Consider the following 23,302-nt stretch of genomic DNA (forward strand, 5'->3'; position numbering starts at 1 on the left):
CGCGCCCCTCAGCGAATCTGGTTGATCAGCGCCGCGCCGGACACCACCACCCGGTTCTCCGGCGACAGTCCGCGGATCACGACCACGGTGCGCGCATCGAGCACGCGCGCCTCGACCGGCTGCGCGATAAAGCGCTGCGTGCCGGACTTGATCCACACCACCGGCAGGTTGCTGGCGTTGCGCACCAGCGCCTCGCTCGGCAGTGCGATGCCTTGCACGGTATCGCTCAGCGTGGCGACCACCGTCACGGGCTGGCCGACGGCCAGCGGCACCTCGTTGCCGCTCAGCCGGAACGTCAACGGCACCGCGCCGTTCTTCAGGCTGCGGCCGGCGCCGACGAATTCCAGCTTGCCGCCGGTGCCGCTGGCCAGGGCTCCGCCCTTGATGCGGTTGGCCAGCGAACTGTCCGCGGTGCTGGCCTCGATCAGCAGGCGGGCGGGGTCGACAACCTCGTACAGCACGTCCCCGGCGGCAACCACCTGCCCAGCCATGGCGTTGGCGCTGGCAACCACGCCACTGGCCGGCGACGTCAGCGTATCGGTCTGGTGCAGGCTCTTGCCGACCGCATCGCGCTGGCCGGACAGGCTCTGGACCTCGGCGCGGGCCGCTTCGATTTCCTTGCGCGGAATGCTGTCTGTCAGCGACTCCAGCCGCTGCAGCCGCTGCCGCGCCAGCTTCAGGCTGGCGCTGAGGTTGGCGAATTGCGCCTGCTGGTTGCCGACGTCGAAGGGCTCGCTCTTGTGGCGCAGCACGGCCAGCACCTGGCCCTTGCTGACGCGCTGCCCCAGCACCGGGAAGCCGCCCGGCGGCGGTTCGATCCAGCCCGGGTGGCCCGCCTGCAGGCGCCCGCCCGCGTTCGGATCGATCGCCACCACGGCGTTCAGTTCAACGGTGACGGGGTGCGCGGCTTGCTGCGGCATCGCGGTCCGTATGCCCATGCGGCGCTGGGCCAGCTTGGGCACCTGGACACTGCCGTCGGGCAGCCGCGCCAGGCCACTGCCCGACACCGCGGCCGGTGCATCGAGGTGTTCGCCATTCGGGCCGTGCGCGCCGGGACCGGCCAGCGCCGGCATGGTTGTCCAGGCGACCAGTGCAATGGCCAGGGTTGCGACGTTGGTAGTCTTCATCACGCCGTGCCTCCGTTCCTTTTGCCAACGCGGCGCTTCACCCCCCAGGCGCCTGCTGCCACGACCGCAGCAAGCAGGACCAGCCACGGCCAGCGCGCCTGCCACCACGGCATGCGGTGGTCGTGTTCGTCCGTGGCAACGTTCAGGGTGCCTTCGATCAGGTCCGACTCGTTGCCGGTGACGAGCGTAAACACCAGCGCATGCTGGCCGGGCCGGCGCAACGCCTGCAGCAGCTTCTCGTCGGTAAAGGCATAGTCGCCGGCATCGGCGTGCAGCTTGCCCTGGGCCTTGATGCCGTTGAACTCGACCTCCAGGGTGCCGTCGAGCACCGGCTCGTTGGTGACGTAGCGGTCCACCATGACGGAGAGCTCGTCCGTGGCGAGGGTGCCCACCAGTTCGAACGCCTCCGTATTGGCTTCGATGGTCGGCTGGGCGTGGGCCGCCGCGCCGGCGTCGGCGGGTGCGTCCAGGTGCTCGCCATCGGGGCCGTGGGCACCGGGGCCCGCGTGCGCTGCCGGCACGGCAAGCGCGAGGGTCAGGAACAGGACAAGAAACAACTGGCGGATCATGGCAGGACTCCGAGCGCCTGGTTCAGGGTGGCAATGGCGATGCCGCGGCGGGCACGCTGGCGTACGAGGTCGGCCTCGGCTTCGAGCGCCTGGTTCTGTGCGCGCAGCACTTCCGGCAAGCCGATCTCGCCGGCATTGAAGGTCTTGCGCAGCAGCGCCGCCCGTTCGGACAGCGTGGCGCTGCGCTCTTGCGTCAGGACGAGTTGCTGTTCGGCCAGCCGCAGCGCGGCCTGTGCCGCGTCGATCTCGGCACGCACGTTGCGTTCGGTGCGCGCGAGCTCGGCCCGCGCTGTCATCAGCTCGGTCTGCGCGGCGGTTTCGCGCGGCAGGTTGCGCGCATCCGTAGCGAACGGGATCCTGACGAACAGGCCGACGGTCTGGTCGCCGGGCATGCCGCCGCCGGCCCGGTCGTTGCGGTACATCACGCCGACTTCGGGCGGGTCGCGGCGTGATTTGCGCAGGTAGCCCAGCTGGCGTTCGCTGCGCAGCACGGCTTGTTGCACCGCTTGCAGGCGCGGATGGCTCGCGGCATGGGCGGCCGGGTCTGCCGCCGGCGCAGCCGTTTCGTCGTACCGCGACGGCAGCGCGGCGACGCCGGTGGCTTGCAGCAGCCGCGCCTTCGCCTCGACCACGCGGGCCTCGCTGTCGGCGAGCAGGCCTTGTGCCGCCAGGTCGTCCTGCTGCGCCAGCAGCAGGTCGGTGCGCGCGAGGTCACCGGCATTGACGCGCCGGCGCACATCGTCGCGCAGCGACGCGGCGATGCCGGCGCGGCGCCGCATCACCTCGCGCTCGCCTTCCACGGCCGCCAGTTGCCAGACGCGCTCGCGGACTTCCGCGGCCAGATTCAGCCGCGCCAGCGCGGCGCCAGCCTCGGCCTCGGCCGCGTGGGCATCGGCGAGGTCGCCGCGCGCGGCGCGCTGGCCCGGCAGCCACACCGGCACGCCCAGCTGGACCTCGCTCTCGCGCAGGCCGCGCCGTTCGGTCCAGCGGTCGTCGCGGTGTAGCAGGCCGAGCGTGGGCGGCCCGGCGATCAGCGAGTCGGCCTGAACCCGGCTGGCCGCGGCCTCCAGGCGCCGCCCCTCGGTGGCCTGGAAAGCGACGGAGCGCTCCCAGGCGGCATCGAACAGCGCGCGCAGATCGGCCGGCGCGGACTGGCCATGGGCCGCGGGCATCAGCAACACCGACGCCACCACGGAGATAAAAAACTTGTGCATGGAATCCCCAACGCAGATTGCGACAACACAGGCAATGCGGCGGGGCGCGGCGCAAAGACATTGCGCCACGGCAGGCAATCAGCAGATCAGTGCCCCGCCGTCAGGCGGGCGCGTGAGGAGGGCGTAACGGGGGACTGCCGCCGGGGTCGGGGATGCGGCCGCCGAGGAATGACGGCTCTCGCTGCGTCTGCAGCGTCAGCGGCGGCACCATGCCGGCCGGCAATGGCGCCTGCAAGTGGGTGCCGTAGTCGAAGTCGAGCTGGTGCGACGCGGACGCGGTGGAATCGTCGAAGGCGATTTCGCCATCCTCATCATGGTGATGCGGAATGTGCCCGGCGTGCGCGGCCATGTGGTCCGGCGGGAAGCCGGCGGCGTGCGCGAGTTGCCGCTGCGCTGCGGCCAACGCCTGCAGCGGCAGGATCAGCATCAGGAGCAAGGCAATCATGCGCGACATAGCGCGGGATTCTACCTGAGCCGAGCCAGCGTGGTGCGCGGGCGACGGTAAGACCGTGTAACCGTGTATTCAACGGGAAACGCTCGCCGTGGCATCGAAAGTGGCATGCACTCCGCTTCCGGCCGGTGGCGCGCATGCGGCGAGCGGCCCGCGTGCATCCGCTAGAACAAATATCGGGCGCCGGCATTGAACAGCCATCCCTGGATGCCGCCGCTGCCCATCGCATGCTGGTACGAGACCCGGCCATACAGCGACAGCCGCCCTGTCGGCATCCCGTTGATCCCCAGTGACAACTGGAACGCGTCGCCCAGCTTGCCGGATTCGAACTGCACTTCGCCGACGTGCACGTTGGTGCCGCCGGTGAACGCATGGAACAGGTCGAAGCCCAGGTATGGCGTCAGCCTGCCCCCGGCGACGGCAACCGGCCGGGTCAGGCGCACGCCGGCGCGGCCCACCAGCTGGTTCTGCGAGCCGATGTTGACCTCCAGCTCGTCGACGTCGATGTTGTTGCGGAAGCTCACATGCTGCCCGATCAGCTGCAGCTGCGGCTCCAGGTTCAGGCCGTAGGGCATGGCAAACGGATAGCCGGCTTCGATCGACGCGGCAAACAGCCCGCCGTCCATCGAACCGGCCCGGCCGCGCGCCTGCGTCGAGACATCGCCGTCGAACCATCCGCCCGACAGGATGCCGTCGACATACCAGCCCTGGTGGCTCTGGTAGGTGCCGTAGCCGCTGATGCGATAGATGGTGGCGCGCGTGCGGCTCGGCCCGTCGACGGCATGCGGCGTAAAGTGCAGCCATCCGATCGAACCGGCCAGGCCGAACCGCCACAGGCCGGTCTCGCCGTCCTGGCGGAACAGATTGCCGCCGAGGTGGATGGCCGCGTAATCGCCATTGGCATCGTAGCCGTACCGTTCGAACGACTGGTTGCTGGTGTAGCGGAAATTGCCGCCATAGGCGCGGAAGAACATCTCGCCGGGGCCCTGGTCGCGCGCCAGCGCGCGGTCGTCGCGCACCTCGCCCAGGCGGCGGTGCAGGCTGTCGAGGTCGAGCATGCCGGCGTGCAGCATCGCGGCCGGCGCGGTGACGTAGGACGCCACCTGCGGCGCCACCGCGGGACGGGCATCCGGCGGAAGGGGCTGGTCCGGGTCGGGCACCACCGGGCCATCGGGCTCGACATAAGTGCTTTGCAGCCGGTAGTCCCAGTAGCCGGACGCATTGCCGACCAGCGACGCATTGGCATCGGCCGCGCTGATCGACGAACCGGGGCCATAGGCGTACAGCCGGTAGGCGTAGGGCGAATTGGCGGCGGTGACATAGCCGCCTTTGAGCGCGAACGCGTCCGGCGTGGAGCTGCCGGCGACCTGGACCACCGAGATGCCTTCGGTGGCGTTGACTACGCCGCTGGGCGAGGTGATCGCGCCCGGGCTGGTGGCGACCGGCTTGATCTGCAGCGTGGTGGTGCCGCTGGCCGCGCCGTTGATCAGCAGGCGGTCGGTGAATTGCTGCGCCAGGCTGCCGCCCGCGTCGAGGAAGGTGTTCAGGGCCACCACGCCGTTGTTGCCGGCATAGTCGCCCGTGACGCTGACTGACCGGTAGGCATTGCCCGCGATCGGGCTTGCCAGAAGCGAACGGCGTCGCCCCAGCGGCAACCCCGGTGCCGCCTGTACGTCGATCACGCTGTCGTCATTGCCAACATGGGTCAGCACCGAACTGGCGGTCACGTTCCAGCGGCTGCCATTGGAAAGGTTCAGGGTCGACTGGCTGCCGTTGCCGGTCACCGCGGCGCCGGTCAGGGTCGAGGCACTGGCGTTCAGCGTCGCCACCCCCGGCACGATCACCGGCGTGCCGCCGGACGACTCCTGCCGGCCCAGCACCTGCAGCGCCGCCACGCCCTGGATGGTGGTGTTGTTTGCCGCGATGGTGGCCGAACCGCCCGCGATGCTGATCGCCGCGCCGGCGTCCGACACCACCGAGCTGTTGGCGAGCGTCACGGTTTCGGTCGTATTCAGCGCCTGCCCCAGCGACGGCATCGGCGGTGCCGACGCCACCGGTGCCGGCGAGCCGTCATCGTCGGGCGGTGCCACGGGGCCCGGCGCCGGCGCCGCGTTGGCGATGGCGCTGGCGGAAGCCGCATCCGCGACCCCAAGCAGATGGATGCCCGCCGCATCGACACCGGCGGTATGCAACGATGCGCCCGTGGCACTGAAGCGGCCGCCCGAACTGACCCGGACCGCATGCGCCCCGACGCCGCCGGTATTGACGGCAACGCCCGCACCCTGCGCGTCCGGGGTCAGTTCGACCGTGGCATCGTTGATATAGATGCCGTGGGCATTGGCCGCGGCACCGGTATCGACCCGGCCGCCCGCCAGGCGCAACGCGCTGCCCTGCCAGGCATAGATGCCCATGCCGCCGCCGCTGGTGCCGATATCGAAATGGCTGCCGGCATAGGTGCTGGCGCCCCCGTCGAACACCGCCCCGTGCGCGCCGGCGCCTGCCGTGCGCACCACCATGCCGTCGATCTGCGCCGTGGGCGCGCCGACCACCCGCAAGCCGTAGGCGTTATCGCCCTGGGTGGTCAGCGTCAGGTTGCGCGCCTGCAAGGTGGAACCGTTGTAGGCATAGATGGCATGGTCTTCCGCCGTCGCGGTGCTGACCGAGACATCGGTCAGGTCCAGCGTCGATGCCACGGCCTGCACGCCGCGCGTCGCGCCGCTGCCGCTGGTGATCGCCGTGCCGGTGGCGCGCAGCGTTGCGCCGTCGCTCAGGTAGATGCCATAGGCACCCCCGAACACCGTGCCGCGGGTCAGTTCCACCGAGGTGCCGACGGCCCAGACGCCGACCCCGGCGGCGCTGGAGATCGCCGTATCGGTGGCGCTCAAGGCGCCCCCCGCATTGACGTAGGCGCCGTGGCCATTGGCCAGCGCGCCGCTGAGCGCGCCGCCGGTCATCGTCAGCGACGATCCGGCGCCGTTGACCCAGGCGCCTATGCCGCCGTCACCTTGCGCGGAGAACTGGCTCTGGCTGGCCACGGCGGTGGCGCCTGCGGCGACGTACAGGCCCCGGGCGCTGGCACCCGTGGCCGTCACCGTGGCGCCCTGCGTGTTCAAGGTGCCGCTGCTGACGACGATGCCGTGGGCGCTGGCCCCCTGCGTGCGGATCGTCCCGCCGGTGACGGAAACGGTCGAGCCGATGGCCCAGAGCCCATAGCCGCTTGTCCCTTGCGTGCTCACATTGGTACCGGTCAACACGCCGGTCGCCCCGTTGATCACGACCCCGCGCGCGCCGTTGAGGGTGGCATTCACACTGCCGCCGGTGGTTTCGATCCTGGCGCCGCTGGTGGCGTAGATGCCGTAGACGTCCGCCGCCTGCACCGTGACATCGGTGTTGGCCAGTTTCACCGACGCGTTGCTCCAGGCCAGCACGCCATGCCCGCTGCCGGAGGTGACCAGCGTGGAGTCCCTGACATCCACCGACGCAAACCCGCCGTAGGCATGGATCGCGTAGGCACTGGGGCCGTCGGCCGACATGTACATGCGCGCGCCGGTAAAGACCGAAGGGCCGGTCTCGCCGGGGACATAGACGCCATGCGCCGACTGCCCGTGGCCACGGGCGTAGGTCAGGCGGCCCGCAACGCTGCTGCCGACGACGGTCAGCGTGCCGTTGGCCACGTACAGCGCCGTGTTGGGCGCGCCTTGCCGATAGTCCGAGTCGATGAAGATATCGCCCGGTGCCGGACCGAGATCGGGATTGATGGTGGCCGAGCCTCGCGTGGCCACGGACACCCCGGCGCCGCCGAAGTTCTGTGGATAGGGCGGCTTGGGGTAAATCGTCGTACTGCCCTGGACAACCCCGTCCGTGCCGAAGAACTGGAACGCGGTGCCATAGGAGCCGGGGCCGTAGGTACCCGACGGCGTGACATTGGATTGCGCCTGCACGCCGCCTGCATACACCAGTCCGGCGACCACGCCGGCAAGCGGCGTCAGACGGAAATGCAATCCGGCGTCCCGCTTGCGGACAACGCGCGGGCGATGCTGCTCCTTCGGCATAGTGCTTATCCCTTGACGGACGCTACAGTCCCCCCAAGCGGACAGCACCGGCACGCGCGCGGCGCAGCGCAGCGCCAGTCCGGCAGTTCAGCTCTGGGGTCGGTGCCGGAGACCGGCCAGTGGCCGCGAAGCCAGGCTTCGCATTCGCCACTTGTAGCTTGCGCCAAGAATGCCGAAAATCAAGTTAGTGTTTCTTGCCTGCCAATTAAGTTATTTTTTTCAGATGCCGGCTCAGCCCGGCATGCCCGTCAGAACGAGCGCGGCAGGCCCAGCACGTGTTCGGCGACGAAGGAATAGATCAGGTTGGTCGAGATCGGCGCCACCTGGTACAGGCGGGTCTCGCGGAACTTGCGCTCGACATCGTACTCGCAGGCGAAGCCGAAGCCGCCGTGGAACTGCAGGCAGGCATTGCCGGCCTCCCAGCTGGCCTTGGCGGCCAGGTACTTGGCCATGTTGGCCTGCGCGCCCATGGACTCGTGCTTGTCGAACAGCTCGCAGGCCTTCCAGCGCATCAGGTTGGCCGCCTCGAGTTCGATGAACGACTCGGCGATGGGAAACTGCACGCCCTGGTTCTGGCCGATGGGGCGGCCGAACACTTCGCGTTCCTTCACGTACTTGGTGACCCGGTCCATAAACCAGTAGCCGTCGCCGATGCACTCGGCCGCGATCAGCGTGCGCTCGGCATTGAGGCCATCGAGGATGTACTTGAAGCCCTTGCCCTCTTCGCCGATCAGGTTCTCCTCGGGAATTTCCAGGTCCTCGAAGAACAGTTCGTTGGTCTCGTGGTTGACCATATTGGGGATGGGGCGCACGGTCAGGCCCTTCTTCTGCGCCTCGTGCAGGTCGACCATGAAGATCGACATGCCCTCGCTCTTCTTTTTCACGTCGGCCAGCGGCGTGGTGCGCGCCAGCAGGATCATGAAGTCGCTGTGCTGCACGCGGCTGATCCACACCTTCTGGCCGTTGACGACGTAGCGGCCGTCCTTCTTCACCGCCGAGGTCTTGATCTTGGTGGTGTCGGTGCCGGTGGTGGGCTCGGTCACGCCCATCGACTGCAGGCGCCATTCGCCCGAGGCGATCTTGGGCAGGTACTTCTCCTTCTGCGCCGTGGACCCATGCCGCAGCAGCGTGCCCATGTTGTACATCTGGCCATGGCAGGCGCCGGAATTGCCGCCGCAGCGGTTGATCTCTTCCATGATGACCGAGGCTTCGGTCAGGCCCAGGCCGGAGCCACCGTATTCCTGCGGAATCAGCGCCGCGAGCCAGCCGGCAGCGGTCAGCGCATTGACGAAGGCCTCCGGATAGGCGCGCTGTTCATCCACCTTGCGGAAGTACTCGTCGGGAAACTCGGCGCACAGCGCACGGATGGCATCGCGGATTTCGTGGAAATTGTTCGAGAGGGTCTGTTCGATCATGGCGCTGCCTTGCGGTCGGTCTGTGTCGGTGGCGGCGTGGCGGATGGCCGACGCCGCGTGATAGCCGCAATGGTCGCGGCGTTCGGCCGGGGGGACAATCAGCGATTCCGAAAGCGCGCCTTCCACGCGGCTTAAGTCGGAGCAGGCGGCGCCTCATTCTTGCCTTTCGCCAGTTTCGCAATCGCCAAAGCCGGCCATTGGCATTGTCGAATAGCGCAAACGCGGCTTTGGCGACATGCTTCGGGCTATCCGGCACCCGCCGCCTTATCTCCGGCCGCGTGCCGACCGAACGTTTCCCGTGGACATGCACGACCTGGCCTCCCGACTGCAAACCCTGATCCGCCGCGGCGACCACCTCTGGTGGGGACAAGCCACCGCCGAGCCGCTGACGCTGACGCGCGCGCTGGTGGCGCATCGCCATGCCATCGCGCGCGGCGGGCGCTTCAGCGTCTTCGTCGGCATTGGCCAGTCGGACACGCTGCAGCCGGAACAGGCCGACGTCATCGACTTCTTCGGCTATGCCGCCAGCGGGCCGCACCGCCGGCTCGCCAGTGCGGGCGTGCTGGACATCGTGCCGAGCCATTATTCGCACCTGCCCGGGCTGATCCGGCACGGCACGCTACGCGCCGACGTGGTGCTGGTGCAGGTCTCGCCGGCTGATGAACAGGGCCGCCACAGCCTGGGCCTGGTGCATGAATACCTGCCCGCCGCGCTAGACCGGGCCCGCGTGATCATTGCCGAAGTGAACCCCGAGGTGCCGTGGACCCACGGCAGCCGTTATCTCACCGCCGACCAGATCGCCCTGCGGGTCGAGGCGGAGTGCCCGCCCATCAGCCTGGAGCGCAGCGCTCCCGGTCCGGCCGAGCAGGCCATCGCCCGCCATATCGCCGGCTGGGTCGAAGACGGCGCGACCCTGCAGATGGGCATCGGCAACCTGCCCGAGGCGGTGGTGGCGGCGCTGCATGACCGCCGCGACCTGGGGCTGCACAGCGGCGCGGTCGGCGACGGCATTGCCGCGCTGGCCCAGGCCGGTGTGCTGACCAACGCACGCAAGAGCATCGATACGGGCATCGGCATCGGCGGCATCCTGATGGGCAGCGAGCGGCTGCGGCGCTGGGCGCATCGCAATCCGCAACTGCAGTTGCGCGAGACCGCCTATACCCACCACCCCGAAGTGCTCGCCGGCGTGGACAAGCTGACCGCGATCAATTCGGCGATCGAGGTCGACCTGACCGGACAGGTCAATGCCGAAGTGGCAGCCGGCGTCTATGTCGGCGCGGTCGGCGGCGCGGTGGATTTCCTGCGCGGCGCCGCGCGCAGCCGCGGTGGCCTGCCGATCGTGGCGCTGCCCGCCACCGCCAAGGGCGCGAGCCGCATCGTCGCGCAATTGTCCGGCCCGGTCAGCACGCCGCGCGCCGATGCCGGCCTGATCGTGACCGAGCATGGCGTGGCCGACCTGCGCGGCCTGACCTTGTCGCAGCGCGTGCAACGCATGCTGGACATCGCTGCCCCCGAACACCGCGCCGATCTGGAGCGCCAGGCCCATACGCTGCTGCGCCAGTGCGGCGCGGCCTTCGTCGCCCTTCCGGGGACGGCGCCCACCGACTAACTTGATGGTTCACCCGATCCCGAATTCCAAGGAGACTTCCATGCGCAGAGCTGCAATCGTCACCCCCCTTCGCACCCCCGTCGGCACCTTCGGCGGCAGCCTGCGTCCGGTTCCGGTCGAGGAACTGGCCGCGACCGCCGTGCGCGCGGTGGTGGAACGCAGCGGCATCGACCCGGCGCGCATCGACGACGTGGTCTTCGCCCAGTCCTACGCCAACAGCGAAGTGCCGTGCGTGGGCCGCTGGGCCGCACTGCAGGCCGGCCTGCCGGTGGAAGTGCCGGGCATGCAGCTGGATCGTCGCTGCGGCGGCGGCCTGCAGGCCATCGTCACGGCCTCGATGATGGTGCAGAGCGGCGCCGCCGACGTGGTGATCGCGGGCGGCGTCGAGAGCATGAGCAATATCGAGTACTACACCACCGATATGCGCTGGGGCGCGCGCTCCGGCAATGTGCGCTTCTTCGACCGGCTCGACCGCGGCCGCGAACGCTCGCAGCCGGTGGAGCGCTTCGGCAAGATCTCCGGCATGATCGAGACCGCCGAGAACCTGGCGCGCGACTACGGCATCAGCCGCGAGGACGCCGATGCCTTTGCCGTGCGCAGCCACCAGCGCGCCGCTGCGGCGTGGGAAGCCGGGCGCTTCGACGCCGAGATCGTCCCGGTGCAGGTGCCGCAGCGCAAGGGCGAGCCGGTGGCGTTCACGCGCGACGAAGGCTTCCGTCCGCAGACCACGCTGGAGAGCCTGGCCAAGCTGCGCGTGCTGATGCCGAACGGCACCGTCACCGCGGGCAACGCGAGCCAGCAGAACGATGCCTCGGCCGCCTGCCTGATCGTCGCCGAGGACAAGCTCGCCGAACTCGGCCTGACCCCGATGGCCTCGCTGGTGGGCTGGGCCGCTGCCGGCTGCGAGCCCTCGCACATGGGCATCGGCCCGGTGCCGGCGGTAAAGAAGCTGCTGGCGCGCCTGAACCTGACGCTGGACCAGATGGACCTGGTCGAGCTGAACGAGGCCTTCGCGTGCCAGGTGCTGGCAGTGCTCAAGGGCTGGGTCTGGCAGGACCAGGATGCGATCGAGCAGAAGCTCAACGTCAACGGTTCGGGCATCTCGCTGGGCCATCCGATCGGCGCCACCGGCGTGCGCATCCTGGCCACGCTGCTGCACGAACTGCAGCGCCGCGGCGGCCGCTACGGCCTGGAAACCATGTGCATCGGCGGCGGCCAGGGCATTGCCGCGGTGTTCGAACGCTATTGACGTCGCACGCTGCCCTGGACAAGGACGCCTGAAACATGCCACCGGACCAAGCTCCTCTCACCCGCATCAGCGACATTCCGCGCCATTGGGCCACGCGCACGCCCGGCCATGTCGCCGTCTTCGAAGAAGACCGGAGCACCACCTATGCACAACTGTGGGCCGGCATCGAGGACGCGCAGCGCTATCTGCAATCGCAGGGCGTTGGCACGGGCGACCGGGTGCTGGTGGTGGCCGAGAATTGCCTGGCGGTGATCACGCTGGTATTCGCCCTGGCGGAGCTGGGCGCATGGCCGGTGGTCGTCAACGCGCGCCTGTCCGAGCGAGAGATCGAGGTGATCCGCGCCCACTGCCAGCCGCGGCTGATGCTGTTCACCCACGCGGCGTCGCCGGATGCGCTGCGCCACGGCGTGCGCTACCGCGCCCGCGAAATTGCGCCGATCGGCCTGGGCCCGCTGATGGCTGGCGCCGTCGACGAGACCGCCACGCGCGAGCCCGAAGCCCTGGCGCGCGACGTGGCCGCGCTGATCTACACCTCGGGCACCACCGGACAGCCCAAGGGGGTGATGGTCACTCACCGCGGCCTGCTGCACTTTGCCGAGGTGACCGTGGCCTCGCGCCGCATGCAGCCGGACGACTGCGCCTACGCGGTGATGCCGATCTCGCATGTGTTCGGGCTGGGCACGCTGCTGGTGTCGACGCTGCACGCCGGCGCCAGCCTGTACCTGTGCGCGCGCTTCAACGCGGCGGACCTGGCCGCGGCGATCCGCGAGGGCGCGATCACGCTGCTGCAGGGCGTGCCGACCATGTTCAGCCGTTTCCTGGCCCACGTTCGGGCCACCGGTGCGCCATTGCAACCGTCGCCCCGCCTGCGCTATCTCTACACCGGCGGCGGCCCGCTCGACCCTACCCTCAAGCGCGATGTCGAGGCCGCATTCGGCCAGCCGCTGCACCATGGCTACGGCATGACCGAGTACGCCGGCTCGATGTTCGTGACGCGCCTGGACCGGCCGCGCACCGATTGCGCCGCGGGCGAGATCGTCCCGGGCGCCGACCTGCAGGTGGTCGGTCCCGACGGCCAGCCGGTGCCGCCGGGACAGCCCGGCGAACTCTGGATCCGCGGGCCGGGCGTGATGCGCGGCTACTACCGCGCGCCGGATCTGACCGCCGCAGCGCTGCGCCCCGGCGGCTGGCTCAACACCGGCGATATCGGCCGGCTGGATGCCGACGGCGCCCTGTTTATCGTCGGCCGTACCAAGGACCTGATCATCCGCTCGGGCTTCACCGTCTACCCGATCGAAGTCGAATCGGTGCTCAACACGCATCCGTCGGTGCGCGTGTCGGCCGTGATCGGCCAATCCGCTGCCGACGGCAACGAGGAAGTGGTCGCCTTCGTCGAGATCCGCGAGGGCCAGCGCTTCGACGCGCCGGCGTTGCATGACTACCTGGCCGGGCGCCTGTCGCCCTACAAGCGCCCCCAGCGCATCGTGCGCGTGGCGGCGATGCCGACCACGGCCAGCGGCAAGCTGCTCAAGCACCAGTTGCGGCAGTCGCTCGCGGGCCAGGCATAGCCCGCCCAGCCGGGGGCGCGGGTTCAGTCCTGGCGTCCCTGGCCATCTTCCACCAGCAGGTCCACCAGCTTGCGCGCGAACAGCGGCAAGGCATCGAGGTCGGCCACGCAGATTTGCAGCTGGCGCTCGGCCCACTCGTCGTCGAGCTGGACGATGCGCAGCGCCATGGCCCTGGCATGGCGGCGCGCGGTGGTCTCGGGCAGCACGCCGACGCCGACGTTGGCCTCGATCATGCGGCACGCGGTCTCGAAATTGCTGACCTGCACGCGCCAGCGCAGAGTGCGCTGCAGGTCCGCCGCGGCCCGCTTCAGGAAGTTGTGGATGGCGCTGTCTTCGGGCAGGCCGATAAAGTCGTAGTCGAGCGTATCGATGAAATCCACGCGGCCGCGCTCGGCCAGCGGATGGCTCAGCGCGGTCGCCAGCACCAGCCGGTCGCGCCGGTATGGCATGACCTCCAGCCCTTCGGTGCGCACGTTGCCGGCGATGATGCCGATATCGACGATGCCCTCCTGCACCGCGCGCACGATATCCGGGCTGAGCCGTTCGTGCATGTCGATGGTCACGTCCGGATGGCTGACCAGGTAGCTGCGCAGCACCGCCGGCAGGAACTCGCTCATGGCGGTGGTATTGGCGAACACGCGCACGTGGCCTTTGACGCCTGCCGCGTATTCCTGCAGGTCGCCGCTGAGCTGCTCCAGCTGGCGCAGCACGCGGCGCGCATGGGCCAGTAGGGTCTCGCCCGCACCGGTCACCTTCACGCCCTGGCTGCTGCGGCTCAGCAGCTTGACGCCAACGTGTTCCTCCAGGTTCTTGATGCGGGTGCTGGCCGCGGCCAGCGACAGGTGCGAGCGCTGTGCCCCGCCGGTCAGGCTCTGTGCCTCCGCGATATGCGTGAACAGTTTCAGGTCGACCAGATCAAAGCGCATGACATCATTCCTGGGCACAACGGCGGCGTGTTTCGCCGGAATCGCTCGCCGGATTATCTCGCAAACCGCGCCGCACGCGTCATGCCACCGAGCGCTGCCGCGGCATCGCGGGGGCGCCGGCCAGCCGCCGCGCGGCTTCCAGCGAGACGCCGAAGCGGTCATAGAATGCGCTATCGACATCACTGTTGGCCGGCCACCCGACACGCCGCCTGGCCTCGCCCAGCGCCGCGTCGCCCGCCATCACGTCGAACAGCAGCCGCATCAGCCGTTGCGTGCGGCACAGGTCGGTCAGCGCGGTCCCCTGCGCGAACAAGGCGCGGCGCAGCTGTGCCGCCGACATGCCGAGCCGCTCCGCGATAAAGGCCGCGCTCCAGGCGTACTGCGGCTGCAGGAACACGCGCTTGGCAATGCGGTGGTGCAGGCATTCCGACGGGTGTGCCGGGGCCAGCCCCCGCATCTCGAGTGTGCATGCCGCCGGCTGGGCGCTGCTGCCGTCCAGGCGCAGCGCAAAGGCTTCGAACGGATCGACGATAGCCTGCTGGCCGGCCAGCAGCACCCGTTCGTAGCCGCGCCGCCTGACCACCACCCGGCCGCGCTCGGCACCGACCGACAGCGGAAACGCCAGCAACAGCTGCTGCAGGCTGGCGTGCATGGAAGACTGCAGATGGACATGCATGGGGGAGCGCGAGGGGCGGACAGGATCAGACTGCATGATCGCCGCAATCCGGCCCGCGCGCCTCTGCCATTCCCGAACACTCCGTTCGCCCCTGCCGCATGCCGGTGCCGGTTCAGGCGGCCGGAAACGCCTTGACCAGGTGCCGCAGCAGGGCGTCCGCGACCGGCGACAAGTGCCGGCCGGCACGCGTCAGGATGTGGATGCGGCTGTTGTTCAGGATGGGATTGGCCAGCGGCAGCGATACCAGCTGCCGCAGCTGCGGTTCCTTCAGCGGCACCGAGCGTGCCGTCAGGATATAGCCCAGCCCCATTGCCGCGTACTCCCACAGCACCTTGAAGGAGTTGGTGACCAGCATCGGCTTGAGCGTGATGTGCTCGTCCAGCTCGGCGGCCTGCACGTGCTTGCGTACGCCGAACGAACCCGCCAGGAACGCGCCCTGGTGCTGCGCCAGGTCGGCCAGCGTCAGCGCGCGGCGGCGCCGTGCCAGCGGATGGTCCTTGTGCACGTGCGCGCGGATCGGCGACAGCCGCGAGTAGTGCGAGTGCAGCCGCGCATCGTCGGGCGGCTGGAACACGAAGCCGATATGGGCCAGGTCCTCCAGCAGCAGGCGTACGGTCTCGTCGGTGCCCGCCACCTGGATGCTGCAAGTGACGTCGGGATGCTTGCGCAGGAAGCCCTGCAGCACCGGCTCCAGCACCAGGTCGACAAAACCCTCGCCAAAGGACAGTTCGACATGGCCGCGCTGGGCGTTCTTCAGGTTGTTCACCTCGGCCACGAAGGTGTCGTTCAGGTCCTGCTGGCGCCGGGCAAACAGCGCCAGCAGCCGCCCCGCGTCGGTGGCCACCACGCCGCGCCCGCGCCGCTCCAGCAGCGTCAGTCCGGTGTCCTGCTCCAGCTTGGCCACGGCACGGCTGACCACCGAGGGGTCCAGTTCCAGCACTTCGGCGGCGCCGCGCACCGAACCGGTCTCGATGATCTGCAGCAGGCACAGCGCCCGCTTGCGGTCGAGCACGTCTTCCATGTCTTGGTCTCCTCCAGGGGCGCAGCAGCGGTGTCCTACCGGCGGCGCCGCGCGATGTCTTATCGTTGCATTCTATACAACGATTTGCCGCTACCGTTGTCATGGTTTCGGCGCGCGGGTGCGGAGAGAATGCCGTGAACCAACACGTTCCCTGCCGCCATGACCCCTGCCCTGCCCGCCGACCTGCAGCGATCCATCCAGACCCTCGCGCCGGAGTTCGTCGCGATCCGGCGCAAGATCCACGCGCATCCGGAACTGGCCTTCGAAGAACGCCAGACCAGCAACCTTGTCGCCGAACAGCTCGCGGCATGGGGCTACGCCGTGCATCGCGGCCTGGGCACCACCGGCGTGGTCGGCACGCTGCGCAAGGGCCACGGCAGCAAGGCGCTGGGCATCCGCGCCGACATGGATGCGCTGCCGATCCAGGAACAGACCGGCCTGGCCTATGCCAGCACCATTGCGGGCAAGATGCATGCGTGCGGCCACGACGGCCACACCGCGATCTTGCTGTGCGCCGCGCGCCATCTGGCCGAGTCGGTCGATTTCAACGGCACGCTGAACCTGATCTTCCAGCCCGCCGAAGAGAACGAAGGCGGCGCGCTGCGCATGCTGGAGGACGGGCTGTTCGAGCGTTTCCCGTGCGACGAGGTGTACGCGCTGCACAACTCGCCGGGAATGCCGGTGGGACAGATCGGCGTTATCGCCGGCCCCGCCATGGCCTCGTTCGACCGCGCCACCGTCACGCTGCGCGGGCGCGGCGCGCACGGCGCCATGCCGCACCACGGCATCGACGTGATGCAGGGCGCGGCCAGCATGGTGCTGGGGCTGCAATCGATCGTCAGCCGCGAGATCGATGCGCTCAAGTCGGCGGTCATCACCGTGGGGGCGCTGCAGGCCGGCAGCACCTACAACGTGGTGCCCGAGACCGCCACCATCAAGATCGGCGTGCGCACGCTCGACCCGCGCGTGCGCACGCTGGTCGAAGAGCGCATCCAGGCCTTCGTCGCGGCGCAGGCGCAGAGTTTCCGCCTGGAGGCCGAGGTGGTCTACGAGCGCAAGTATCCGGTGCTGGTCAACCACGCCGCGCAGACCGAATTCGCGCGCCAGGCGGCGATCCGGCTGGTGGGCGCCGACAACGTGGTCGAGCGCCCGCCGGTGATGGGCAGCGAAGACTTCGCCTACATGCTCGAGCATCGGCCCGGCGCCTATATCCGGCTGGGCAATGGCCTGGGCGAAGACGGCGGCTGCATGGTGCACAACCCGCTGTACGACTTCAACGACAAGGCCCTGCCGGTCGGCGCCGCATTCTGGGCGCACCTGGCGCAAAGCTATCTGGTCTGAAAAAGAAACCGAGGAGACAAACCCATGGCTACCCTGAACCGCCGCCGCTTCCTGCAGCACGCCGGCCTTGCCGCCGGTGCTTCCGTACTGTCCGGCCTGCCGGCGTTTGCCGCGGAGACCTTTCCCGCCAAGGCCCTGTCGCTGGTGGTGCCTTACCCCGCCGGCGGCGCCAGCGATGCGTCGGCGCGCATCTTCGGCGAATCGATCAGCAAGAGCGTGCGCCAGCAGGTGGTGGTGGAGAACTACGGCGGCGGCACCGGGCTGATTGGCGCCAACAAGGTGCTGGCGGCGCCGGCCGACGGCTACACCTTCTTCCACGGCTCGATCAACGAGGTGTTCCTGGCGCCGCTGCTGAACCCCGCGGCGCGCTACAAGCCGCAGGACTTTTTGCTGGCCGCGCCGATCAGCGACGCCAATATCGTGTTGATGGTGCGCAACGGCATCGCCGTGGACAGCCTGGACAAGTTCATCGACTTCGCGCGGCAGGGCAAGGGCAAGTCGCTGACCTACGCCACCGTCGGCATCGATTCGATCTATCACCTGATGGGCGACGCGCTGGCCGCGCGCCTCGGCGTGACGTTCCTGCACGTGCCCTACAAGGGCGGCGCGCCGGCGCTGCAGGGCCTTGCCGGCGGCGAGGTCGACTTTGCCATCTTGCCCTACCAGTCCAGCTTCGACAGCATGCAGCAGCAGGGCCGGCTGAAGATACTGACCAGCTTCTCGCGCGCCTTGCCGCCCGCGCTCAAGTCGGTCCCGCTGATCTCGCAGAGCAAGCTGGTGCCGGATTTCGAATACACCATCGGCGGCGGCTATTTCGTCAGGCAGGGCACGCCGGCAGACCGCGTGGCGGTGCTGCGCAAGGCCATCGGCGAAGCCCTGGCCAAGCCGGAGATACGCGCGAAGCTTGAAGCCGAGGGCCGCACCGTGCTGCAGCCGATCGACAGCCAGGAACAGGCGAACCGGATGTTCGAGCAGTACCTGGCGCGCGTCAACAAGCTGATCCAGGGCGTCGGGCGCAAGACCAACGCGGCCTGAGGCGCGGGGAGGCGCTGCGGCAAGGCATCAAGGCGTGCCGCCCGAGGCATCGATCCGGTAGACCCGCCCGCTGCTCGCGGACGTGCCCGGATCGGCCAGCACATAAAGCGCCTGCGCGCCATCCACGCCGAACGAGAACACGCTGCCCGGCGCCGTGACGTTCCAGTCGACCGGCTCGGTGGCAACGCCATCGCGGTACACGAAGCTCTGCAGCTTGCCGGTGCACAGATCGGAATAGAAGTAGCGCCCCTGCAGCGCCGGGCTGGCGCTGCCGCGATACACGTAGCCGCCGACGATGGCACAGCCGCCTGCCTCGCGGCCGTACTCGAACACGGGCATGGTGAGCCCGGTCTTGTCGCAGGCGGCCGCGTCCACGCACGCGGTGCCCTCGGTCATGTCCCAGCCGTAGTTCAGCCCGGCGCTGGTCGACGGCGCGACATTGACTTCCTCGCGCTGGTCCTGGCCGACATCGGCGATAAACAACGAACCCGCATCGAACGAGAACCGCCACGGGTTGCGCAGCCCGAGCGCCCAGATCTCGCCGCGGCTGCCGGACTGGCCGATGAACGGGTTGCCGGCCGGCACGCCGTAGCCCGCCGCGCCGCTGACATCGATGCGCAGCATCTTGCCGAGCAGCGTCGCCGCGTTCTGCGCGTTGCCCGCCGGATCGCCGCCACCGCCGCCGTCGCCGGTGCCGATATAGAGCATGCGGTCGGGCCCGAACGCGAGCTGGCCGCCGTTATGGTTGGAGAAGGTCGGGTGCGGGATCGACAACAGCACCGTGCCCGCGGTGTCGGCGAGGTCCGGATTCGCGGCCGAGACGTGGTAGCGGGCGATGGTGATGGCGCCGCCGGTGTCGGTGTAATAGACGTAGAAGCGGCCGTTGGCCGCGTAGTCCGGGTCGAACGCCATCGACAGCAGTCCGCGCTCGCCGTCGGTGGTGGTCAGCGCTGAAATATCGAGAAACGGCGTGGCCAGCAGCGCACCGTCGCGCACGATGCGGATACGGCCGGCGCGCTCCACCACGAACAGTCGCGCATCGCCGGCGGGCGCGGTCAGGAAGATCGGCGCGGAGAATTCGCCGGGCACCTGCGTCAACGACAACTGCATCGATTCCGGCGAGCCATAGGCGACGCTGGCCAGGGCCACCGCGCCCGCGGCCACCGCGACGGTCTGCGACGGCGGCTGCGGCTTGCGCAGCGAGCCACCCGTGAGCACGCTCGTGGCCGTCACGGTATAGCTGCCCGGCGGCAGGTTGGACAGCGTGGCCGACTGGGTCACGGCCTGGCGGAACTGGCCCGGCCCCAATACGATGATGGCCGCCGAGGTCCCGGACGGCAGGCCCGAGATCGACAGCGTCAGCGAGCCGTTGCCCCCACCACCACCGCCGCCGCCGGCCTCGCCCGCACCGCCGCTTTCGCCTCCGCCACCACCGCCTCCGCAGGCTGCAAGGCCCAGACAACAGGCGATGGCGAAGCCGCGTAGCGGGTGGCGAAGCGCGTGGCGAAGTGCGTCGAGCATGGCGGGCTCCTGTGACGGCCGCGGCACCGCCTGGCATGCGGGAACCGCGTCGCGGCCGCGCATACCTTGCGCCGGCGGATCCGGCGGCAGGGGCGCCTTGCCCCTGTAAAATACGTCATGCGCGCGGCATCGGCCAACCACTGCGGATCCGCTCGAAAGCACGCATTCCGGACAACCAGCGATGCCAGCCAAGCCGCCCCCGCCTGACAAGACCCAGCGTTACCAACCCACCGCGCTTGAAACCCTGCTGACCGAGGTCCGCGCCTGCCGCGCCTGCGCGCAGCACTTGCCACTCGGGCCGCGGCCGGTGGTGTGCGCCGGCGCCGGCGCGCGCATCCTCATCGTCGGGCAGGCACCGGGAACGCGCGTGCACGAGACCGGCATTCCATGGAACGATGCCAGCGGCGACCGGTTGCGGCAGTGGCTCGGCGTCGACGACGCCACCTTCTGCGATGCCTCGCAATTCGCCATCATACCGATGGGCTTGTGCTATCCGGGCCGCGGCAAGGGCGGCGACAACCCGCCGCGTCCGGAATGCGCTCCGCTATGGATGGACCGCCTGCTGGCGCAACTGCCGTCGATCGCGCTGACCCTGCTTGTCGGCCAGTACGCGCAACGGCATTTCCTCGGCGCACGCCGCAAACCCACGCTGACCGAAACCGTCCGGGCATGGCAGGACTACGCGCCCGGCTTCATACCGCTGCCGCACCCGTCGCCGCGCAACCAGCCGTGGTTCAAGCAGCATCCCTGGTTCGAGAGCGAGGTGCTGCCGATGCTGCGGGAGCGGGTCGCGCGGATATTGCCGCATGGGAAGGCATCCGGCTGAACGCGCAGCGCCGTCGCCCGGCTCAGCGCATGCACAGCACCGTCGCCATCTCCTTCGCCGCACCCTGCAGCGTTGGCACCGCCTGCAGCAACGCTTCCAGCGAGGCCCGCGCCGTCGGCGCATGACAGGCGATCGCCGCGACCACGCGGCCCGGGCCGGCACTGTCCGGTTCGCGCACCGGCACCGCGACCGCGCACATGCCGCGCACGAATTCCTCGTGATCGACGCCGATGCCGCGCGCACGCAGCCGGTCCAGCTCGGTATTGAGTGCCGGCAGGTCGGACAGCGTGCGCGGCGTGTGCGCGACGAGGTCCAGGCGCCGCAGCGTCTGCTGGCGTTCCAGCCGGTTCATCGCTGACAGGAACAACTTGCCGCTGGCGGTGCAATGCAGCGGCACATGGATGCCGGGCGACAGCTGCAGGCGCAGCGGCTCGTGGGTTTCCACGCGCTCGACGTACAGCACGCGGTCGCCGTCGAGCGCGGTCAGGTTGCACGTCTCACCCAGCCGCGCCACCAGCCGGGCCAGGATGCCGCGGCATTCGCGCAGCAGCGGCGGACTGCGCAGCGTCTGCAGCGACAACGCCGCCGCGGCCGGCCCGGGCACATAGCCGCGCTCGGCCGGCATCCGCACCACGAAGCCGCTGCGCTCCATCGCCGCCAGCAGGCGCATCAGCGTCGCCTTCGGCACATGCAGCCGCTGCGCCAGTTGCGACAGCGTCTGCGGCTGCTGCGCCCGCGCCAGGCTGGACAGCACCGCCAGCACGCGCAGGCTGCGGGCGTCCTCCTCCAACGCGCCGTCTTCTGCTGCAGTGCGATTCTGAAACGGGATTGGCATGTTCTGTTTCACAACCGACGTCTCCTCGCGATTGGGCTTTCCATTCCGGCTCTGCAAAATAAAATCCGGAACAGAACGTTTCAGATTATAAATCCAGGCCGCAGGCCGCGCGCCCGCCGGCCAGAACAGGAGACAGCGACGATGTCGCAAACCGTTGACTACATCGTGGTGGGCGCTGGCTCGGCCGGGTGCGTGCTGGCCAACCGGCTCAGCGAAGACGGCCGCTATTCGGTCTGCCTGCTCGAGGCGGGCCCGCCCGACCGCTACCCGTGGATCCATATCCCGATCGGCTACGGCAAGACCATGTTCCACAAGCAGGTGAACTGGGGCTTCTATACCGATCCCGATCCCAACATGCTGAACCGCCGCATCTACTGGCCACGCGGGCGCACGCTGGGCGGCAGCAGCGCCATCAACGGCCTGATCTACGTGCGCGGCCAGCGCGAGGACTATGACCACTGGGCCGCGCTGGGCAATCCGGGCTGGGGCTGGGACGACTGCCTGCCCTACTTCCGCAAGCTCGAGCACAACGACCTCGGCGCCGGGCCCACGCGCGGCACCGATGGCCCGCTCAATGCCACCTCGATCGACCGGCGCCACCCGCTGGTCGATGCCTTCATCGCGGCCGGCCAGGCGCTGGGCCTGCCGCGCCAGGCCGACTTCAACAGCGGCGACCAGGAGGGCGTGGGCTACTATCAGCTGACCACGCGCAACGGCTGGCGCTGCTCCACTGCGGTGGCCTACCTGCGCCCGGCGCGCGGGCGCGCCAACCTGCGCGTCGAGACCGATGCGCACACCACCGGCATCCTGTTCGAAGGCAAGCGCGCCGTGGGCGTGCGCTACACCCGGCATGGCCAGCCCTATATCCTGCGGGCGCGGCGCGAGGTGATCCTGTGCGCCGGCGCGCTGCAGTCGCCGCAGCTGCTGCAGCTGTCCGGCATCGGCCCGGCGCCGCTGCTGCAGGACCTGGGCGTACCGGTGCTGCATGCGCTGCCGGGCGTCGGCGAAAACCTGCAGGATCACCTGCAGATCCGGCTGATCTACGAAGTGGCCAGACCCATCACCACCAACGACCAGCTGCGCACGCTGGCGGGCAAGGCGCGCATGGGCCTGGAATGGCTGCTGCTGCGCAAGGGCCCGCTGGCAATCGGCATCAACCAGGGCGCGATGTTCTGCCGCGCCCTGCCGCATGAAAGCGCCACGCCGGACACGCAGTTCCATTTCTCGACACTGTCGGCGGACATGGCCGGCGGCACGGTCCATCCGTTCTCGGGCTGCACCTATTCCGTGTGCCAGCTGCGCCCGGCGTCGCGCGGCACCGTGCGCATCCGCTCGACCGATCCGTTCGAGCCGCCGTCGATGCAGCCCAACTACCTGTCGGCCGAGCTGGACCGGCGCTGCACTATCGCGGCGGTGCGCTATGCGCGGCGCGTGGCGCAGACCGAGCCGATGCGCGGCCTGATGAAGCGCGAATTCCGGCCCGGCGACGCCGTGCGCAGCGATGACGAGATCCTGCACTTCTGCCGCGAGTACGGCGCCACCATCTTCCATCCGTCAGGCACGGCAAAAATGGGACCGGCCGCCGATCCGCTGGCGGTGGTCGATGCGCGCCTGCGCGTGCACGGCGTTGGCGGGCTGCGCGTGGTGGACTGCTCGGTGATGCCCACGCTGGTCTCGGGCAATACCAACGTGCCGGTGGTGATGATGGCCGAGCGCGCGGCAGACCTGATCCGTGAAGACGCGCGGCGCGAGATCCACCACGCCGACGTGGTCGCGCCGATGGCCGCCGCGGCCTGAAGCAACCCGAAGCGGCAAACCGGCGGGGCCGGGCATCGATAACCACCAGTCCTGGCCCCGCAGCGCATCG

18 protein-coding genes are annotated in these 23,302 nt (G+C 69.3%); 7 read left to right on the plus strand and 11 right to left on the minus strand.

Annotated elements, in window-relative coordinates:
- Positions 1–8: 8 nt before the first annotated feature.
- The 6 genes from ACEI37_RS02060 to ACEI37_RS02085 all read right to left on the minus strand — a co-directional run bounded on the left by ACEI37_RS02060 (position 9) and on the right by ACEI37_RS02085 (position 8,828).
- Complete coding sequence (locus tag ACEI37_RS02060) at positions 9–1,127, minus strand: efflux RND transporter periplasmic adaptor subunit (RefSeq protein WP_373377700.1); 1,119 nt, start codon at positions 1,125–1,127, stop codon at positions 9–11.
- Positions 1,127–1,696 carry a hypothetical protein gene (locus tag ACEI37_RS02065; protein ID WP_373377095.1) on the minus strand — a complete coding sequence of 190 codons (570 nt, stop codon included), beginning with the start codon at positions 1,694–1,696 and terminating at the stop codon, positions 1,127–1,129. The genes ACEI37_RS02060 and ACEI37_RS02065 overlap by 1 nt, the downstream gene beginning before the upstream one ends.
- Positions 1,693–2,910 carry a TolC family protein gene (locus tag ACEI37_RS02070; RefSeq protein ID WP_373377096.1) on the minus strand — a complete coding sequence of 406 codons (1,218 nt, stop codon included), beginning with the start codon at positions 2,908–2,910 and terminating at the stop codon, positions 1,693–1,695. Before ACEI37_RS02070 ends, ACEI37_RS02065 begins: the two co-directional genes overlap by 4 nt.
- A gap of 100 nt (positions 2,911–3,010) precedes the next feature.
- Positions 3,011–3,355: a hypothetical protein gene (locus tag ACEI37_RS02075; protein WP_373377097.1), complete on the minus strand. Its 345-nt coding sequence runs from the start codon at positions 3,353–3,355 to the stop codon at positions 3,011–3,013.
- 170 nt (positions 3,356–3,525) lie between these two features.
- The gene (locus ACEI37_RS02080) at positions 3,526–7,362 is read right to left on the minus strand and encodes an autotransporter outer membrane beta-barrel domain-containing protein (RefSeq protein ID WP_373377098.1); all 3,837 of its coding nucleotides are present in this window, start codon (positions 7,360–7,362) and stop codon (positions 3,526–3,528) included.
- Positions 7,363–7,661: 299 nt separating this feature from the next.
- Positions 7,662–8,828 carry an acyl-CoA dehydrogenase family protein gene (locus ACEI37_RS02085; protein WP_085960217.1) on the minus strand — a complete coding sequence of 389 codons (1,167 nt, stop codon included), beginning with the start codon at positions 8,826–8,828 and terminating at the stop codon, positions 7,662–7,664.
- Positions 8,829–9,132: 304 nt separating this feature from the next.
- Between ACEI37_RS02085 and ACEI37_RS02090 the strand changes: the two genes are divergently transcribed.
- From ACEI37_RS02090 to ACEI37_RS02100, 3 genes are read left to right on the plus strand one after another with little or no spacing between them, the layout of a single operon-like run.
- On the plus strand, positions 9,133–10,437 hold the full coding sequence (locus tag ACEI37_RS02090; RefSeq protein WP_373377701.1) for an acetyl-CoA hydrolase/transferase family protein: 1,305 nt from the start codon (positions 9,133–9,135) through the stop codon (positions 10,435–10,437).
- A 40-nt stretch (positions 10,438–10,477) separates the two neighbouring features.
- A complete protein-coding gene (locus tag ACEI37_RS02095; protein WP_373377099.1) occupies positions 10,478–11,686 on the plus strand; it encodes an acetyl-CoA C-acetyltransferase in 1,209 nt (402 codons plus the stop codon).
- Positions 11,687–11,721: 35 nt separating this feature from the next.
- Positions 11,722–13,254 (plus strand): class I adenylate-forming enzyme family protein, encoded by a 1,533-nt coding sequence (locus ACEI37_RS02100; protein ID WP_373377100.1) that lies wholly within the window; start codon positions 11,722–11,724, stop codon positions 13,252–13,254.
- Between the two features lie 23 nt (positions 13,255–13,277).
- Here the strand turns inward: ACEI37_RS02100 and ACEI37_RS02105 are convergent, their stop codons facing one another.
- The 3 genes from ACEI37_RS02105 to ACEI37_RS02115 all read right to left on the minus strand — a co-directional run bounded on the left by ACEI37_RS02105 (position 13,278) and on the right by ACEI37_RS02115 (position 15,877).
- Positions 13,278–14,180 (minus strand): LysR substrate-binding domain-containing protein, encoded by a 903-nt coding sequence (locus tag ACEI37_RS02105; protein WP_373377101.1) that lies wholly within the window; start codon positions 14,178–14,180, stop codon positions 13,278–13,280.
- 79 nt (positions 14,181–14,259) lie between these two features.
- A complete protein-coding gene (locus tag ACEI37_RS02110) occupies positions 14,260–14,832 on the minus strand; it encodes an AraC family transcriptional regulator (protein WP_373377102.1) in 573 nt (190 codons plus the stop codon).
- A gap of 136 nt (positions 14,833–14,968) precedes the next feature.
- Positions 14,969–15,877, minus strand: a complete 909-nt coding sequence (locus ACEI37_RS02115) for a LysR family transcriptional regulator (protein WP_373377103.1) — start codon at positions 15,875–15,877, stop codon at positions 14,969–14,971.
- Positions 15,878–16,036: 159 nt separating this feature from the next.
- On the opposite strand from ACEI37_RS02115, the gene ACEI37_RS02120 reads away from it, so the two are divergent.
- Positions 16,037–17,218, plus strand: coding sequence for a M20 aminoacylase family protein (locus ACEI37_RS02120; protein WP_373377104.1), 1,182 nt, complete (start codon positions 16,037–16,039; stop codon positions 17,216–17,218).
- A gap of 24 nt (positions 17,219–17,242) precedes the next feature.
- Entirely contained in the window at positions 17,243–18,253 is a 1,011-nt protein-coding gene (locus ACEI37_RS02125; RefSeq protein WP_373377105.1) for a tripartite tricarboxylate transporter substrate binding protein, read from the plus strand.
- A gap of 27 nt (positions 18,254–18,280) precedes the next feature.
- On the opposite strand, the gene ACEI37_RS02130 is transcribed toward ACEI37_RS02125, so the two are convergent.
- On the minus strand, positions 18,281–19,774 hold the full coding sequence (locus ACEI37_RS02130) for a sorbosone dehydrogenase family protein (RefSeq protein ID WP_373377106.1): 1,494 nt from the start codon (positions 19,772–19,774) through the stop codon (positions 18,281–18,283).
- A 181-nt stretch (positions 19,775–19,955) separates the two neighbouring features.
- Here ACEI37_RS02130 and ACEI37_RS02135 point away from each other — a divergent pair, with 181 nt between their 5' ends.
- Positions 19,956–20,600: a uracil-DNA glycosylase family protein gene (locus tag ACEI37_RS02135; RefSeq protein ID WP_373377107.1), complete on the plus strand. Its 645-nt coding sequence runs from the start codon at positions 19,956–19,958 to the stop codon at positions 20,598–20,600.
- A gap of 22 nt (positions 20,601–20,622) precedes the next feature.
- Here the strand turns inward: ACEI37_RS02135 and ACEI37_RS02140 are convergent, their stop codons facing one another.
- A complete protein-coding gene (locus ACEI37_RS02140) occupies positions 20,623–21,447 on the minus strand; it encodes an IclR family transcriptional regulator (RefSeq protein ID WP_373377108.1) in 825 nt (274 codons plus the stop codon).
- Positions 21,448–21,576: 129 nt separating this feature from the next.
- On the opposite strand from ACEI37_RS02140, the gene ACEI37_RS02145 reads away from it, so the two are divergent.
- Positions 21,577–23,232 carry a GMC family oxidoreductase gene (locus tag ACEI37_RS02145; RefSeq protein WP_373377109.1) on the plus strand — a complete coding sequence of 552 codons (1,656 nt, stop codon included), beginning with the start codon at positions 21,577–21,579 and terminating at the stop codon, positions 23,230–23,232.
- Positions 23,233–23,302: the final 70 nt, after the last annotated feature.

The organism is Cupriavidus nantongensis (assembly GCF_041726985.1).
Lineage (GTDB): Bacteria > Pseudomonadota > Gammaproteobacteria > Burkholderiales > Burkholderiaceae > Cupriavidus > Cupriavidus nantongensis_A.

Coding starts and splice junctions, on each gene's coding strand:
- ACEI37_RS02135 (WP_373377107.1), top strand. CDS start 19,956: ATGCCAGCCAAGCCGCCCCCGCCTGACAAGACCCAGCGTTACCAACCC.
- ACEI37_RS02060 (WP_373377700.1), bottom strand. CDS start 1,127: ATGAAGACTACCAACGTCGCAACCCTGGCCATTGCACTGGTCGCCTGG.
- ACEI37_RS02145 (WP_373377109.1), top strand. CDS start 21,577: ATGTCGCAAACCGTTGACTACATCGTGGTGGGCGCTGGCTCGGCCGGG.
- ACEI37_RS02075 (WP_373377097.1), bottom strand. CDS start 3,355: ATGATTGCCTTGCTCCTGATGCTGATCCTGCCGCTGCAGGCGTTGGCC.
- ACEI37_RS02125 (WP_373377105.1), top strand. CDS start 17,243: ATGGCTACCCTGAACCGCCGCCGCTTCCTGCAGCACGCCGGCCTTGCC.
- ACEI37_RS02120 (WP_373377104.1), top strand. CDS start 16,037: ATGACCCCTGCCCTGCCCGCCGACCTGCAGCGATCCATCCAGACCCTC.
- ACEI37_RS02085 (WP_085960217.1), bottom strand. CDS start 8,828: ATGATCGAACAGACCCTCTCGAACAATTTCCACGAAATCCGCGATGCC.
- ACEI37_RS02095 (WP_373377099.1), top strand. CDS start 10,478: ATGCGCAGAGCTGCAATCGTCACCCCCCTTCGCACCCCCGTCGGCACC.
- ACEI37_RS02105 (WP_373377101.1), bottom strand. CDS start 14,180: ATGCGCTTTGATCTGGTCGACCTGAAACTGTTCACGCATATCGCGGAG.
- ACEI37_RS02070 (WP_373377096.1), bottom strand. CDS start 2,910: ATGCACAAGTTTTTTATCTCCGTGGTGGCGTCGGTGTTGCTGATGCCC.
- ACEI37_RS02065 (WP_373377095.1), bottom strand. CDS start 1,696: ATGATCCGCCAGTTGTTTCTTGTCCTGTTCCTGACCCTCGCGCTTGCC.
- ACEI37_RS02090 (WP_373377701.1), top strand. CDS start 9,133: ATGCACGACCTGGCCTCCCGACTGCAAACCCTGATCCGCCGCGGCGAC.
- ACEI37_RS02110 (WP_373377102.1), bottom strand. CDS start 14,832: ATGCACGCCAGCCTGCAGCAGCTGTTGCTGGCGTTTCCGCTGTCGGTC.
- ACEI37_RS02115 (WP_373377103.1), bottom strand. CDS start 15,877: ATGGAAGACGTGCTCGACCGCAAGCGGGCGCTGTGCCTGCTGCAGATC.
- ACEI37_RS02100 (WP_373377100.1), top strand. CDS start 11,722: ATGCCACCGGACCAAGCTCCTCTCACCCGCATCAGCGACATTCCGCGC.
- ACEI37_RS02130 (WP_373377106.1), bottom strand. CDS start 19,774: ATGCTCGACGCACTTCGCCACGCGCTTCGCCACCCGCTACGCGGCTTC.